This is a genomic window from Candidatus Enterococcus moelleringii (genome assembly GCF_017377575.1).
In the GTDB taxonomy this organism is placed as follows: Bacteria; Bacillota; Bacilli; order Lactobacillales; family Enterococcaceae; genus Enterococcus_A; species Enterococcus_A moelleringii.
This window is the reverse complement of sequence record NZ_JAFREM010000037.1, coordinates 1-14,268: the sequence shown is the minus strand read 5'-3', so window position 1 is coordinate 14,268 and position 14,268 is coordinate 1. Positions and strand designations below refer to the sequence as shown.

The following is a 14,268-nucleotide window of genomic DNA, read 5'->3' as shown; positions in this document are numbered from 1 at the left end:
AGATGTGTATAAGAGACAGGCCTAGCGTACTGCGAAAGGCCTCAAATAAATAGAATAAAGCCCGCTCAATAAAGTAATCGTGAGACTGGATTTGCATCTCGATCGTCACATGGCTGCCATCTTCTGTTTCAGCTAAAATATCGACTTCCGTGCGCATCAGTTCGGGATCTTCAGCGAATGCTTTCTTGTAGCTGTCAATATGATACGTCTCTCGTGGCTTCAGGGTCTTGAATTCTTTGCCCAGGATATCCCGGACAAAGGCCTTCAAAATGTGGGTGGAATCTTTAGAGCATAAAAGCTTGCGGAACAGAAGATCCATTGTAGGTAATACTTTTATTTCTTCTTTCATCTTCTTCTCTACCTTTCGGCGATAGAGAATTTTTCACCATTAGTATACCACGGCAAACCATTCTCCATCAAAATTTGCTTACAATTAAAGATAGGCAAAAGAAGAGAAATTTCTCGAAAAAAGTCCAAAAAAATTTGAATGAATCGAAAAATTTACTCGCTGCTGGAAGGAGGGGAGGTACTTTCCTCCTGCTAATCACTGCAAAAAGTAGAACTGGCAGTCTATATATATGTAGTTTTCAAAGGTCGAATGTTCGCAATTGAAAAAAAAGAGGAGACCACATTGAATAAACCAATTCTTACTCAAAACAAAGGTGCGGCGCGCACGCACCTTCAAAGCAGCACCGTTTAAGACGATGGCTATGTGTGAGTAAGTGTGGTTATTGGTATCCGGCTTGCCAGAGCAGCTCTGTCGGGCAGTAAGCGGCCAGCGGGAAAAACGTGAGGAGCACCAAGGGAGCAACAGGCACATCAGCTCCTGCGATGGCGATGTTCTTGGTTGTTTTTCCCGCTAGTGGACTTACTAATCCGACGGTGAGCAATTTGGCACAGCCGTTACTTCTTGTGGTGTCGGTCGATGGTGATCATCAAGCTGGCAAAGGCAATCGCCAAGGCCAACGCTTGATACACAGTCATGGCAAGTGTTCCTTTCCTAGGATGAACATGTGGCATCCCTCCTTAGTTTAGAGTTCAGCCATCGCCATAAACAACTGCTAAGTTAGTAGGCATCACCACCTTTACCCCACAAGAGGGTAGGGCTGCTAGTTAGCGTTTTTTCTTTTTCCCTTTTTTCTTCTTCTTGTTGGGCTCGTGGTAGGCTCGCAATCGATCAACCTTTTCTTTTCGTGGATTGGTCGATTTTTTGACTGCGGGACTTTCTGCGACAGGTGCTTCAGGTTCAGCTGCGGCAGCTTGAACAGATTTATCCGCTGCTTTTTCGACAGCTTTCACCAAAGAATCTGGGCTTACCACGGGATCTTTGGCAGAAGGGGCTGCTGGATTAAAAACTGCTGTATCCAAGGCCGCTTTTGCTTTGCTGTGAACAGCCGTTTTTTCCGGTACAAACTTCGGTGCTGGTGCCGCTACGATTGCTTCTGGTGCTGATTGACGCGCAGCTTCAGCGACTGCTACAGGTTGTTCGGTTTTTGCTTTTGATACTGCTGCTTTTGGTACTTCGATTGCTTCAACTTGTTTTAGCTCTTCGGCTAATTCAGAGACTTGGGTAACTTCATCGGCAATAATAAATGGCGCAAAAGCATTGTTGGGATCTGCGACATAAGTTTCTGCCTGATTGCTTAAGTCAAAAATCGGTGTCTCGATGGTTTCCACAAATTTAGCAGAAACAACTTTGCAGAATTGGCGTACGCCATCTTTTTGGAACAAGTTCAACGTCGTAATTGTTTCCAACGCTGCCTTGATTTGCTCAGGTGTTTTGTTTGGATCTGGGTTGTTGTAAGTCCAGTGGTGTTTTTTACCGTTGGCATTTTCGAATACAGTTGCTAGTTTTAACATATTTTTTCTCTCCTTTTTTCGTTTAATTAGGAACTCTCCGAGAGGTCGGACTCAGTTCCAGTGACAGGTACAGTTGCTTGAACGACTTCCATTAAATCAGTGTGACTATGTGTAGGTGGAAAACATCTGGCCGTCATCATTTCCCACTCGGTTTCTTCAAAATATTCGGCAAAGAAATAGAAGTAGCGGCGCAAAGCACGGTTGATAGTTGCTTTACTAAATAAATGACGCACTAAATCTTTCAAAAATAGTTCGAAATCTTGTTCTCCCAGCTGGTTCCGGATTTTCATAGCTAATAACAGCTGGATGGTAACAGAACTATTGTGGGTTTCTTGATAATAAGCAACTATCTGTTCTCTTAGTGTTGCAGCTTTCGAGTGAAAGACTTGATATTGTGTGAATGGTAAATCAGTCATGATGTTTTCCTCCTAATATTTTTTTGTTCCGGCCGGTGACTAAAAGATAAACCAAAAACATAAAAAAACAAAATGGCATTCTGTCCAAAGGCCATGAAACTGTACGCTTTCATTTTGAGAATGTTGATTTAATCGCACAGTAAAATTTACTAATGGAAAGTTTGGGGGGTGTTTGGAAACTTTCAGTGTAATGAAAAGAAAGGGATGAAAACTCTTCGTGACGGGTCTAATAGGATGAATTCAGAATTTTCAGAAAAAATTAATATAACGGCGGCTGATCGGGATTTTCCAGTAAATGGCAAAAAAATCCTACCAGGAGGATTCGTGATAGGATGGCTGCTGCTAGTCAAATAAGTCTAATTTTTTCGTACCCAGTGAACGATACCATTGGAGGTGTTCCAGATGTTTGTATCGATCGAAGAATCTTCCCGGTGTTAGCAGCCAACGCTGTAGAAGCTGTAACTGACCAGAAGGAGCATAATAGCTTCAAGATGGTTTTGGCTGACAAGAGAATCATAAATTTACGAAGGACTAATCTTCCTTAGGATTTTTAACAGGCCACTCATGGGGTAACAGAAATAACTGGAATAAGAGCTGAAAGTAACAATAAAGCAATGGTATACTATTTATAAATAAAAATATGTAGTCGTTTAGCAGGCAAATAGCGCTTATATAATTAGTGGTTATCAAAGCGTACATAATAGAGGAATCTGGGGGATTATTATGGAAAAGCTGAAGGAGAGTAAATGGATTCAGGCCTACCCGTTTATTGGTTTTTTGTTGATGATAGCGGGTCCTGCGTTGTTGGGGGTGTTTGGCCTGCTGATGTACTCGAGGGTACCAAGGCTTCTGGCCCTAATTGTATCGGTGATCTGTTTCTTTTTACCAGGTATTGGGGCGGTGATTGGTACGTTCTATTTAGAGTGGAGTAAAAACAAGGGCCTGTTGGGTAAAGCTTTGGTGGTGGTTACTATCATCATGTGCAACCCGATCTTTTATTTCTTGTATTTCGTGATCTGTATTTTAATGGGGAATGCGATGGCCGGTATACCGTTGATGTAGTTTTCGGATGATAAGGAGGGTTGTTTGGATGAAGATAAAAATGAAAACGATTCGAAAAATAATCTACACGCAATTTCGGCTGTATGCTACGTTAGTAATCGTCGTAAAGTACTATCGGCTGATTGTTGATTTAGAGTATTTGCCTAACCTGTCAGTGATCGATAATCCGCTGGGGAGATTGCCCTTCATTTTGCTTACAGGTGTCTGCGTCTTGCTGCTGGTACTAGTTTGGCGAAAGTACCAGGAATTATTCCAACGATCAACGGTTGTTTTTGCAATAGTGGCACTTTTAGGGGGAATCCTGCTTATTCCAGCCGTCGATGGCAGCTTCTATCCAGCTCCTCCTGTTGTTGAAGCAGATCCTGTTGCCCTTGATCTGAGCAGTTTTGAGCCTTTTTCGGAAGATACGAAGCTTGCCAGTCTGGAAGAGCCAGCCACGCTTACGATAGCTACTGATTTACCTCGCTTAGATGGTGACCCTGGGTTGTACCCTTTATATGCTGCGGTCGCTCAGGCGCTCTACGATGAGGAAAGCTATTCTGCTGATGTCGTTACTTACTCAAGCAAGACTGAGGCGCTTCAAGCCCTTATTTCTGGTGAGCGAGAGATCATTTTTATTAGTGGTTGGATTCCTCGTGAACAAGAAGAGGAAGCCTGGAAAGCGGGTGTGGAGTTATCCCCTGCAGCGGTTGGCCAAGAATTTTTTGTCTTTTTAGCAAATGCTGCTAATCCGATTAATAATCTGACCAGTCAGCAGATAGAAAATATTTATTCCCGGAAAACAACGAAATGGAAGACGATAGGCTGGGAAGATGGCGGTGATATTCTTGCCTATCAAGGAACAGACGAATCAGAAGGGCCGGGTGGGTTGCAGATACTATTGCGGGGATACGCACCCTATCAAAACCCTTATTATTTACCAGAGGATGAGTGGTTGGAAGCTGGCAGTCTGATGAAGCAGCTTGCTGCGGATCCAAATGGTTTAGGGTACACGAGACGTTTTTATGCTCAAACGATGTATCCGAATGAACAAGTAAAGATGCTAAAGATAGATGGTATGTATCCTTCCAATGAGGCTATGAGAAGGGACAACTATTCCTTTGATGATGCAATTATTGCAGTAACGAAGGGAGAACCTACCGGCAATTCAAAGCAACTGATTGATTGGATGAGATCTGAGGAAGGACAGCGGCTAATTGAGAAGTCCGGCTATGCACTAGGGTATGGCGATTATTTGGAGTGATTAGCAGGTAAATAAAGAAGATAACTGCAGCTGCTATCGTAGAGTAAGGGGTGGTGAAGAGATGGTAAACAAACGATTCATTATGCTTCGATTGCTGCTGACTTTACTGATAGTTGCAGGCTATTTAGGGATCTTAGTCAAGCTGGAATATTTGCAGCAGTTGAGGTGGGTGGATAATCTGATCGGGGCGATGCCGGTTGTTCTGCTGACTGGGATAGGTTTCTTTTTGGTGTTATTGGTATGGAAGATTCGCCGAGAGATTCAGAGCGCAACGATTGTCTTGGCGATTTTGACGGTTTTGTGGGGATTATTGCTGATTCCGGCAATTACGGGTAATTGGTTTCCAGGTTCAAGGATTCCTGAGACTGGTTCTGCTTCACCGGTTTTGTCCAAGTATGAGCCGTTTCTAGTCGATACGAAAGTTGCGAAGCTTACACAGTCCGCATCGCTTTCGTTAGATGCGGATTTACCGCGATTAGATGGCGCGCTGGCGTTGTATCCATTGTATGCGTCTTTTGTTCAGGCAGTTTACGATGAAGAAGCTTTTTCGGAGGAGGTTATTGCTTGCTCGAATACACCTCGGGCTTACGAAGCCATTATCTCGGGAGAGCGGGATATTATTTTTGTAGCTGGTCCTTCTGATACGCAATTGGCGGAGGCGGAAAAGGCAGGAGTAGAGCTGGTGTTTACCGAAATTGGTAAGGAAGCCTTTGTCTTTTTAGTAGGTGACACGAATCCGATTGATGGATTAACCCAGCAGCAGTTAAGAAATATTTATTCTGGCAAGACCGCGAAATGGAGGACCTTGGGATGGAAAGATGGAGGCAAGATGATTGTCTATCAACGGCCGGAGGGATCTGGGAGTCAGACTGGTTTGCAGGCGATGATGGGGGAGCTGCCGATTCAAAAGCCGCAGCCGTTGCCGGATGATCAGTTGTTTGGAACCGGCAGTATGATGAAACAGGTGTCGGTGAAATGGCAAGGTGTGCAGCCAGCGATCGGCTATTCTTATCGCTATTTTGCCCAAACGATGTATCCAAATGACCAGGCGAAGCTGTTGGCGATTGATGGGGTGTACCCTTCCAATGAGACGATTGCGGCAGGTGAGTATCCTTTTGCTTCGGGTTTTTATGCAGTGACGAGGGGTGAACCAGTGGGGAATGCGAAACGTTTGATTGATTGGATATTGTCGGAGGAGGGGCAGTATTTGGTTGAAGAGACTGGGTATGTGCCGCTAGAGAAGTAAGTGAAGCGAACAGAGAAAGGATGAACAATGCAAGTTGAGAAGAGAAAGGACAATTTTAAACAAATTGGTTTAGCTTTGCTTATCATCATTTTCTCCATTTTTGTTTGGAAAGCTTATTGTGCGCGTATTCCATCAGATTATGATTTTGATCAGGTAAAAGCCGATATGACCACAAGAGAAGTTGAAATAATAGTGGGGTGTCCTGCGTTAGTAGGCACTAATAAAAGGTCTATTGAGAAAAGGATTTCTGAAGCTATCGACTATTGGAGGACTTCCGGCTATACGGATGCGCAGGAAATGGTTGGCAGCTATCAAAAGTTATCAAAGCTTTTAATGGAAGGAGACAAAAAAATCAGCATTAGGATCTATCGATATTCTATCAGGGATTTTGTCTTACCAGCTCCAAGTGGTGAGATGGCAAAAATGCGGACAACCTACGATCACTATCAGGAAATCATCTTCGTAGATGGACGTGTGTACTTACTCGATTGGCGATATGGTACTTTTCCATAAAGAAGATTATAGGATAAGAAATAGATAGTAAAAAGGATGGAGAGAAGATGAAGAGGAAAAAATTGTTAGGGCTAGGTTTATTGATGGCAGGTATGGTGCTTGTTGGGGGATGCGGAACTGCGAATAAAGATACCGCGAAGGAAGCAAGGGTCAGACCGTATATTCATAACACACTGACGAAGCTGGCAAAGGTGGGCATTGATTATACCGAGCTGGAGGATACGATGGTTACTGAGCTTTCGGTTTTTCCCGAAGACATATTGGCGGATAGTCCTGAACAGTTACTTACTGGTATTGTGTTTAATTACTTGGGGAATGCTGAATACTTGAAGGGAAAGGGAATAAATTCTCAACAGTTGGACCAGCTCTATGCTTTTGATATGGAAGTTTTTGACGTGAATCAGATGTATTCAGTTTTTCTGCAAAAATTAGTGACTTTGAGCAATGGTGAGCTGCAGATTTCGGATATAACGGAAGACTTCTCAGGCGTTGACTTGGATGCTGGAACCGGGACTGAAGTGGTGGGGTTTGTTTGTAATGGAAAGTCTTACGAGTATTCAGCCAAATTTTATTATGATTGGTTTGACCCGAAGATTGTGGCCTTTATCAATGAGATTTTAGCAGAGCAGCAGCTGGACAAGCGTCTGTATGCCACAACGGATGGGTATCAGAGCTTGATTCTTTTTTATCGAACGAGTGAATGGGCAGAGGCTTTCAATCGAGCCTTTGCGCCGGATTTCCAAGTGAGTGAATAAGTTTATCGGGGATGGGTGCTATGAAGATTAAAATGACGCAAACGAAGTCTTGGACTAAAAAGGAATATCAAATTGACGGAAGTAAGCGGCAATTTTTTGGCAAAGCGCCTAGTCTGAATGGTCACGGTAAGCTTTTATTGGAAAGTTCGTCTGGCAGGTCTTGGGAAATGAAGAGTTTGCCGGCTCCTTTAGTGGATATGTTGCCGTTTGGCGGGGCTTTCGGCCGCAACCGTCGTATTTTTCAATATCAGATTTTTTATGGCGAGCGGAAGATCGGGATGATTTCGGAATTCTTTTATGATCAGGTTATGCGACGGTATGAGGTAGTTTATGAGAAGCAAACGTGCTTTGTTTATTCGCTATTTCAGGGTGCCCATGAACTGTTGCTGATATTTGTCGGTGATCGGCAAATTGCGGAAATCCGACGGGAAACGACGGTCGTGGATTTCAAAGACAATTATGAACTCTATCTGTTGGATGAAGTGGACGACTGCGAGGTTCCGCTGATATTGTTCCTGCTCTATTATGATCATATAAAACATGGAGATCGCGGCGCAGCGAGTAAAGGGTTAAAGACCAAAGAAATTTCCTATTCCTATGGAAAGGCGAATCAGCTGTATGACCCCGATTGGTTTTCCAACCATTTTCCTAATGATCCCGCTGTCCGATTAGTTTTGGATCCGGAAAAAGAAAAAAATTGGGTGGAACGTACCGTAAGAATTAATCGGTTAATGGAGTGCCTGGCTCTGGTGGTTATTCTAGCAGGTTTGACTTACATGGTTAGAGTGAACCCTGTCTCGTTGATTGGGCTTACTTTATTTGTTGGGGGATTTCTTGTTGTTCATGGCATTCGGCGATTGAGAAGTAGGAAGGAGTTGGACGAATGAGTAAGGTTTCCAGCAAGGTAAGTAAAAAATAGAAAAAAGGAGAATTACAATGAAAGAGTCAGAATATTTATCAGAGATGTATCAAGACAGCTATTATCCTGATTTTCTAGTGGATAAAATCAAAGCAGCGCTAAAAGAGGTAGCCGCTATTTTAGAAAATGGGGAAACGAATATAACGGTTGTTCAAGCAGCTTTAGACAAAGCTGTTCTTGCTATTAATGATTTGGTTGAAGAATTTGAGGACAATGACAGCGAATTAGAGACGGTAGCCAGAGAATCTATCGCTGTCACTGTCCAAAAAATGCTGGAAAGTTATCACATCAACATCGATCTTGAAGAAGCGCTGAGAGAAAGAGATTGGTAGAAACAAACTCTTAGACCTGAAGGGAGCATCCTGAACATGCGTAGGCAAAGAGAAGACATCAATCCAAGTGAAAATGTGATAAAAAGACCGTTGTATTGGGTTGTGGCCCTTTCTTTCATGTTTTTGGCGGGCTTCGTGGCTTGCTTAGCTCCAGGCGGGACTGGGCCGTATGACGATCTTGAAGAGCTTTTCTATTCCATCGCAGGTTTTTCTATCTGGCTGTTTTTCACGGTGATTGTTTTCGTTTTATTGGTGATGCAATTATATATTTACTTGCGCTTCAAACTGGTGATCCATCAAAAAGGCTTTTCTGTCACTCCTATTTGGAGCGCAACCCACGATGTTCCCTTTTCTGCAGTCAAAAAAGTTACTCACAAAAGGTTTAGCAAGAAGGGTGCTTATATTGAAATCGAATATGAGAACAAAAAAGTTCGTATCCCCTATGTGGTAAATTGGCACGGTGAGTTTAAGCAGGAGGGTTTTGAGGTTCTGTTGAGGAAGTTTGAAGATTACCAAATCACTGTTAATGAGGAGTTTGAGTGGTTGTAAATTCTGTAAAAAAAGACCATGAAATACACGGTCTTGAAGTGAACTTACATCATTCCCGTTATCATTAGGATTGCTCCCGGCAGATTTGCCATTGAATGCATGATGATGCTGGAAAAAATATTCCGGTTGTGGCTGCGATAAAACATGGTTAATGCAATCGACAGCGGCAGATAGTAAAAAAATTCTCGCCAATTGTAAAGATGAATACAATCGAAAATAATGATTGAAAGAATTGTCATAATGGTTAAGAGTATTTTATTGTCTTTATCCACGAAGCCAATCAGGGATTCTCTAAAGGTGAACTCTTCGATAAAAGGTCCGAGAATAGTCAGCATAATACAAGTTAAAATTGGCGGTATAGTATCAGCCATACTCCCGACATTTTCGGTGTTGCTGGTCTGAGAATTACCGCTAGCTAGAAATTGTAAAAGATAGGAAAGGGCAATCGCGATAACGAGCCAAACAATGGCAGTTAAAAAGAATTTCTTCCAATTGGTCGTTTCCGTGTTAAAGTCGGACCAATAATCTGGGATTCTATTTTTCCAAATCAACAGGACAACAATGAATAATACGAAGTACACGGTGAATGAAGCCCAAGCATTAGGCATCCCCAGATACACCATGACTTCCCATAAGCCGAAATTGATTAGAAAGAAAAGAACGAGTGTGGCGATTGATCTAGGCAGCAGTTTTGCGTTCAAAGTTTTTTTCTCCATCGTTAATATTTGAAGGAATAACTATAACATTTATCTCGTGCTATAGCAAAATGGTTAAAAATTTAATTGGTTTGGGAAGGGGAGAAGAGATTTGGTAAGCATGCTAATCTAGTGCGGAAAGTCGATGAGAAATACATAGGCGCTTTTCAAAGCGTACTGATAGTATCACCAAAAACACCGGATGAAGGAATTGAACTCCTTCATCCGATTTTTTGTTGGACTAAATTAAAACTAAGGGATTTATAAAATATTGTGGAATTACGTAGCTAATCATACTCAACATAGTCACTAGGTATATAAATCCTTTGATCCTCACCACTTAAGCAAAGCTTGACCGCAGTAGAACCGAGAGAGTCTAAGTGGAAATCAATGCTTGGGAAGTTGAACGCTTTACTCCAAGAGTCATTGTCTCGTCCGATGATAATCGGTTTAGGGTCAATGGCGTGTTTAGTATAAAAGCCGATCATTCCAGCTGCAATTTCATCACTATTTCCAAAAATACATTCGATCGAGGGATCAAAATCGTAAAAATACGCAGCTGCTTGCATGCCGTCATGATACGTTCTGCAATTTGAAAAGGTATAATCCACAGAAAAATTTTCAATAGAATTCTCGAAGGCTTGATACGTTTCTGTTGCTCCGAGACTGCTGAAGGGGCCTCTGCTAAAAGTACAGGCCATTTTTTTAATTCCTTTTTTCTGTAAATCTTCAATTATTGGACTGAAGGCGGATGCTCTTTCTAATACTACAAAAGGAACGTTGCTTTCACCGGTGTCTTCACAACTTACAATGGGGCCGTATGCTAAATAGGATTCGATCACTTGGTAATCGTTCGCAGCCGAGGTAAATATCAGTCCATCAAATTCTTTTGAGGCGAACAATCTTAAATACTCTAATTCTTTATCTTTATCATAGTTTGTCGGTAAAAAAGTCGGACGATAATCATTTAAAAAACATTCTGAGATAATTGAAGTAATAATGCGGTTATAATAGCTGTTTTCCTTTGTATAAGGAATGATAATACCGATCGAGTAGCTTTTTCCAGTGCTCAGACTTATCGCTTTACTATTTGGGATGTAGTTCATTTCTCGGGCGACTTGCAAAATTTCTTCTCTGGTTTCTTTGGACACTCTCGGTCGATTATTTAAAGCGTGGGAGACAGTTGATATTGAATAGCCGGTTTTCTTTGCGATATCTCGAATGGTTGCCATAGAATCCCACCCTCCTGAATAATTTTAAAAAAATGCTTGACGCAAAACGCGTTTCGCAAATTATAGTATATATAAGTTCATGAACAGTTCTAATTCTATTTTATGAAAGGGATCCCAAGATTGCAAGTTATACTTGTAAACCAATAGTTATTGAGGAATTGTCCTTGTTGCAGCTGTATTTCACATTATGTATAAATTGAGATTTTCGCTATTCAAGAAGTCATTTAATATAGAAGACTTCCGAACACTAAAGAGTGAAAGGATGAGTGTGTTGAAAAGATTAATTAGTTGTTCTGCTAGTGATTATAAGAACATGACAAGAGAAGATTTTAAGCAATCGATTGTATCCAGTGAGGGAAGAACAATCATGGGGGAGACGGTAGTAACGGCTGCTCCATTACTAGAAGGAGTTACTAACGCAGAAGTGATGGCGGCTTTTGGTGTAGATTTGATTGTGTTAAATGAATTTGATGTTTTTGAAAAGAAGATTGAAGGCTTCTATGATTGTGAGAATCCGATTGAAGAATTAAAAAAATTAACTGGACGGCCAGTGGGTATAAATTTAGAGCCAGTGGATGAAACGGCAGTGGTTTTAGATGATAAGGTAGTAATTTCTGAAGGAAGAAAAGTACATCGCGAATCTGTAATTGCTGCTGAGAATTTGAAGGTTGATTTTATCACGATCACCGGAAATCCTTCTACAGGTGTTTCTAATGAATCGATCAAGAATTCAATCGAAATGGTTCGTGGAAATTTTTCGGGCTTGATATTTGCTGGAAAGATGCATGGAGCAGGTGTCAGTGAAGAAGTAGTAAATACCCCTGAATTAAAAGAATATATTCGTTTAGGCGCTGATGGCATTTTGATTCCTACAGTCGGCACGGTTCCGGGACTATCAGAGGAGAAAGCAAGTGAAGCAGTTCGCGAAGTGAAAAAATTGGGTGGATTGGTTATCAATGCGATGGGAACCAGTCAAGAAAGTGCAGATGAAGATACCATTCGAGAGTTTGGTTTGAGTAATAAAAGAGTTGGCGGGGATATTCATCATATTGGCGATGGCGGATATGGAAGAATGCCGATCCCTGAAAATATCATGAAATTGAGTGTTACTGTCAGAGGCAAACGTCACGCATATTTCCGCATGTCGCAATCAATCCATAGATAGGAGTGAGAATTTATGAAAACATATTTACAAAAAATTGGACGTTCAATTATGCTTCCGATTTCCGTGCTGCCGGTGGCTTCTTTATTAATGGGTATCGGGTATTGGATTGACCCTGCTGGTATGGAAGGTGCGGGTACCAATGCTTTTGCGATCTTCTTAATTCAGGCGGGACTAGCAATCATTGGAAAATTACCGATGCTGTTTGCTGTGGGGATTGCTACAGGTATGTCAAAGGATAAAAGTGGTGCTTCTGCCTTGAGTGGACTGGTTGCTTACTTGATTACGACCACTATCTTATCACCCAGCGTTGTTGGCATGCTGCAAGGGGTAGAAGAAAGTTTAGTTGATCCAGCATTTGGCAATATTGAGAACGTTTTCGTTGGGATCATTTGTGGGATTGTGGCTGCTGAGCTGTATAATCGCTACAGTGATGTTAAATTGCCAATGGCAGTCGCTTTCTTTAGTGGAAAAAGATTTGTCCCGATTCTATCAGCTGGCGCTATGTTGATTATTTCAGGTATTTTATATCTTGCTTGGCCGATTGCTTATGATGGTTTAGTCACTTTTGGTGAAACAATCGCAAAGATGGGACCAATCGGCGCAGGAATTTACGGATTCTTCAATGTGCTGTTAGAACCAATTGGCTTGCATCATGCACTTAATTCGGTATTCTGGTTTGATGTTGCTGGGATTAATGATATTGGTAATTTCTGGTCTAATACAGGTGTTAAGGGAGTTACTGGTATGTATCAAGCAGGCTACTTCCCAATTTATATGTTTGGATTGCCAGCTGCTGCATTAGCCATCTATCGCAATGCACGACCTGAGCGTAAAAAGGTTACTGCTTCATTAATGCTTGCTGCCGGGTTTGCTACTTTCTTTACAGGTATTACTGAACCAATCGTATTTTCATTCCTTTTTGTAGCTCCGGCGTTGTTGGCTGTCCATGCTGTATTAACAGGTTTGTCCTTGTTCTTAGCTGCTACCTTTCATTTTACAGCCGGCTTTGGATTTAGCGCAGGGTTGGTGGATTATATTTTGAGCCTGAGGATGCCCATTGCCAATCAACCATTAATGTTAATTCCAATAGGTCTTGTAATGGCCGTCATTTATTATTTTGTCTTCTCCTTCAGTATCAAAAAATTCAACTTGATGACACCAGGACGGGAAGTTGATGATACTATAGAGGAAGATGAATTTACGCAAAATAACCTATCTGGCTATAATATCGCTGTTCTTATTGAAGGATTAGGTGGTAAAGAAAATATTGTGTCAATTGATCATTGTGCAACTCGCTTGCGATTAGTGTTGAATGATTCGAAAGCAATCGATGAAAAGAAGATTAAGAGTACTGGAGCTTTGGCAACAAAAATAATTGATGATAAAAATGTTCAAGTAATTATTGGAACCAATGTTCAATTTGTTCATGATGAATTGAAGGAAAATCTCTAGAACGATTTATAGGTGTATAAAAAATCTCAAGAAAGGAAGATATTATTCCAAAGCTGCTGAGCTAATAATATCAAATAAGACGATGAACTTAATGCAGGACTATTATCAGGTACTTCAAGAAAGTATGGAATACGTAATTAATGAAGAAACAGAAGCAATTCAACAAGCTGCACAAATGATGAGCAAGAGTATCCAGCAAGATAAGAAGGTGTATTTCTTTGGTACGGGGCATTCCTATATTATCGGACAGGAGGTTTTCGCTCGCGCTGGAGGCTACGCTGGGTTTATTCCGATTTTAGAAGATGAATTAGGGATGAATCATGCCTTTAAGAGCACCATGATTGAACGAACTACTCAATATGCGGATGTAGTGATGGAGCTGTATTCATTTAAAGCGGGAGATACGATCGTCATGACATCAAATTCTGGTCGCAATGCTCTGTTGGTTGAACTAGCTCAGCGTCTAAAAGAAATCGGTGTGGGGATCATCGCACTGACTGCCTTAGAAGCTTCCAAGAATAGTACTAGTCGCCATGAAAGTGGACTTCGCTTGTTCGAATTGGCGGATGTTATTTTGGATAACCGTTCCGTTTACGGCGATGCCAGCATTTCCCATACAGAAGTGGTGAAAACTGGTCCAACATCAACCGTTATGAGCTGTTTCATCATCCAGTTGGTGGTTACTGCGTTTGTACAGCTTGAGGTAGAGCGGGGTATCGACGTTCCGGTGTTTAGAAGCAGCAACATTGATGGCGGCGATGAATACAACGAAAAATTGTTTGATATTTATCGGTAAAGGTTATTCGAAAAAAGAGGCTGTGACATAAGT

The 14,268-nt window shown here is 41.6% G+C and carries 16 protein-coding genes; 11 read left to right on the top strand and 5 right to left on the bottom strand.

Annotated features, from left to right (window positions below; all coding sequences use genetic code 11):
• From JZO70_RS20575 to JZO70_RS20565, 3 genes are all read right to left on the bottom strand, one after another.
• Nucleotides 1–349 (bottom strand): PD-(D/E)XK nuclease family transposase (locus JZO70_RS20575; RefSeq protein WP_207675574.1); only part of this gene is annotated, 349 nt, incomplete at its 3' end.
• A 764-nt stretch (nt 350–1,113) separates the two neighbouring features.
• On the bottom strand, nt 1,114–1,860 hold the full coding sequence (locus JZO70_RS20570) for a DUF2922 domain-containing protein (protein ID WP_207675573.1): 747 nt from the start codon (nt 1,858–1,860) through the stop codon (nt 1,114–1,116).
• A gap of 26 nt (nt 1,861–1,886) precedes the next feature.
• Nucleotides 1,887–2,276 (bottom strand): hypothetical protein, encoded by a 390-nt coding sequence (locus tag JZO70_RS20565; protein ID WP_207675572.1) that lies wholly within the window; start codon nt 2,274–2,276, stop codon nt 1,887–1,889.
• A gap of 723 nt (nt 2,277–2,999) precedes the next feature.
• On the opposite strand from JZO70_RS20565, the gene JZO70_RS20560 reads away from it, so the two are divergent.
• From JZO70_RS20560 to JZO70_RS20525, 8 genes are all read left to right on the top strand, one after another.
• A complete protein-coding gene (locus tag JZO70_RS20560) occupies nt 3,000–3,338 on the top strand; it encodes a hypothetical protein (protein WP_207675571.1) in 339 nt (112 codons plus the stop codon).
• A gap of 28 nt (nt 3,339–3,366) precedes the next feature.
• Nucleotides 3,367–4,581: a substrate-binding domain-containing protein gene (locus tag JZO70_RS20555; protein ID WP_207675570.1), complete on the top strand. Its 1,215-nt coding sequence runs from the start codon at nt 3,367–3,369 to the stop codon at nt 4,579–4,581.
• Nucleotides 4,582–4,642: 61 nt separating this feature from the next.
• Complete coding sequence (locus JZO70_RS20550; protein WP_207675569.1) at nt 4,643–5,827, top strand: PstS family phosphate ABC transporter substrate-binding protein; 1,185 nt, start codon at nt 4,643–4,645, stop codon at nt 5,825–5,827.
• 27 nt (nt 5,828–5,854) lie between these two features.
• Complete coding sequence (locus JZO70_RS20545; protein ID WP_207675568.1) at nt 5,855–6,340, top strand: hypothetical protein; 486 nt, start codon at nt 5,855–5,857, stop codon at nt 6,338–6,340.
• Nucleotides 6,341–6,387: 47 nt separating this feature from the next.
• A complete protein-coding gene (locus JZO70_RS20540) occupies nt 6,388–7,095 on the top strand; it encodes a hypothetical protein (protein WP_207675567.1) in 708 nt (235 codons plus the stop codon).
• A 20-nt stretch (nt 7,096–7,115) separates the two neighbouring features.
• A complete protein-coding gene (locus JZO70_RS20535; RefSeq protein ID WP_207675566.1) occupies nt 7,116–7,982 on the top strand; it encodes a hypothetical protein in 867 nt (288 codons plus the stop codon).
• Nucleotides 7,983–8,031: 49 nt separating this feature from the next.
• Nucleotides 8,032–8,346: a DUF5713 family protein gene (locus tag JZO70_RS20530; protein ID WP_207675565.1), complete on the top strand. Its 315-nt coding sequence runs from the start codon at nt 8,032–8,034 to the stop codon at nt 8,344–8,346.
• A gap of 36 nt (nt 8,347–8,382) precedes the next feature.
• On the top strand, nt 8,383–8,895 hold the full coding sequence (locus tag JZO70_RS20525) for a hypothetical protein (protein WP_207675564.1): 513 nt from the start codon (nt 8,383–8,385) through the stop codon (nt 8,893–8,895).
• A gap of 44 nt (nt 8,896–8,939) precedes the next feature.
• Here the strand turns inward: JZO70_RS20525 and JZO70_RS20520 are convergent, their stop codons facing one another.
• Both JZO70_RS20520 and JZO70_RS20515 read right to left on the bottom strand, forming a co-directional pair.
• Nucleotides 8,940–9,596: a CPBP family intramembrane glutamic endopeptidase gene (locus tag JZO70_RS20520; RefSeq protein WP_207675563.1), complete on the bottom strand. Its 657-nt coding sequence runs from the start codon at nt 9,594–9,596 to the stop codon at nt 8,940–8,942.
• Nucleotides 9,597–9,877: 281 nt separating this feature from the next.
• A complete protein-coding gene (locus tag JZO70_RS20515) occupies nt 9,878–10,822 on the bottom strand; it encodes a LacI family DNA-binding transcriptional regulator (protein ID WP_207675562.1) in 945 nt (314 codons plus the stop codon).
• Nucleotides 10,823–11,093: 271 nt separating this feature from the next.
• On the opposite strand from JZO70_RS20515, the gene JZO70_RS20510 reads away from it, so the two are divergent.
• The 3 genes from JZO70_RS20510 (at nt 11,094) to JZO70_RS20500 (ending at nt 14,235) form a co-directional block, all read left to right on the top strand.
• Nucleotides 11,094–11,987, top strand: a complete 894-nt coding sequence (locus JZO70_RS20510) for a DUF7916 family protein (protein ID WP_207675561.1) — start codon at nt 11,094–11,096, stop codon at nt 11,985–11,987.
• A 12-nt stretch (nt 11,988–11,999) separates the two neighbouring features.
• The gene (gene nagE / locus JZO70_RS20505; protein ID WP_207675560.1) at nt 12,000–13,439 is read left to right on the top strand and encodes an N-acetylglucosamine-specific PTS transporter subunit IIBC; all 1,440 of its coding nucleotides are present in this window, start codon (nt 12,000–12,002) and stop codon (nt 13,437–13,439) included.
• Between the two features lie 91 nt (nt 13,440–13,530).
• The gene (locus JZO70_RS20500) at nt 13,531–14,235 is read left to right on the top strand and encodes a sugar isomerase domain-containing protein (RefSeq protein ID WP_242704055.1); all 705 of its coding nucleotides are present in this window, start codon (nt 13,531–13,533) and stop codon (nt 14,233–14,235) included.
• Nucleotides 14,236–14,268 lie beyond the last annotated feature (33 nt).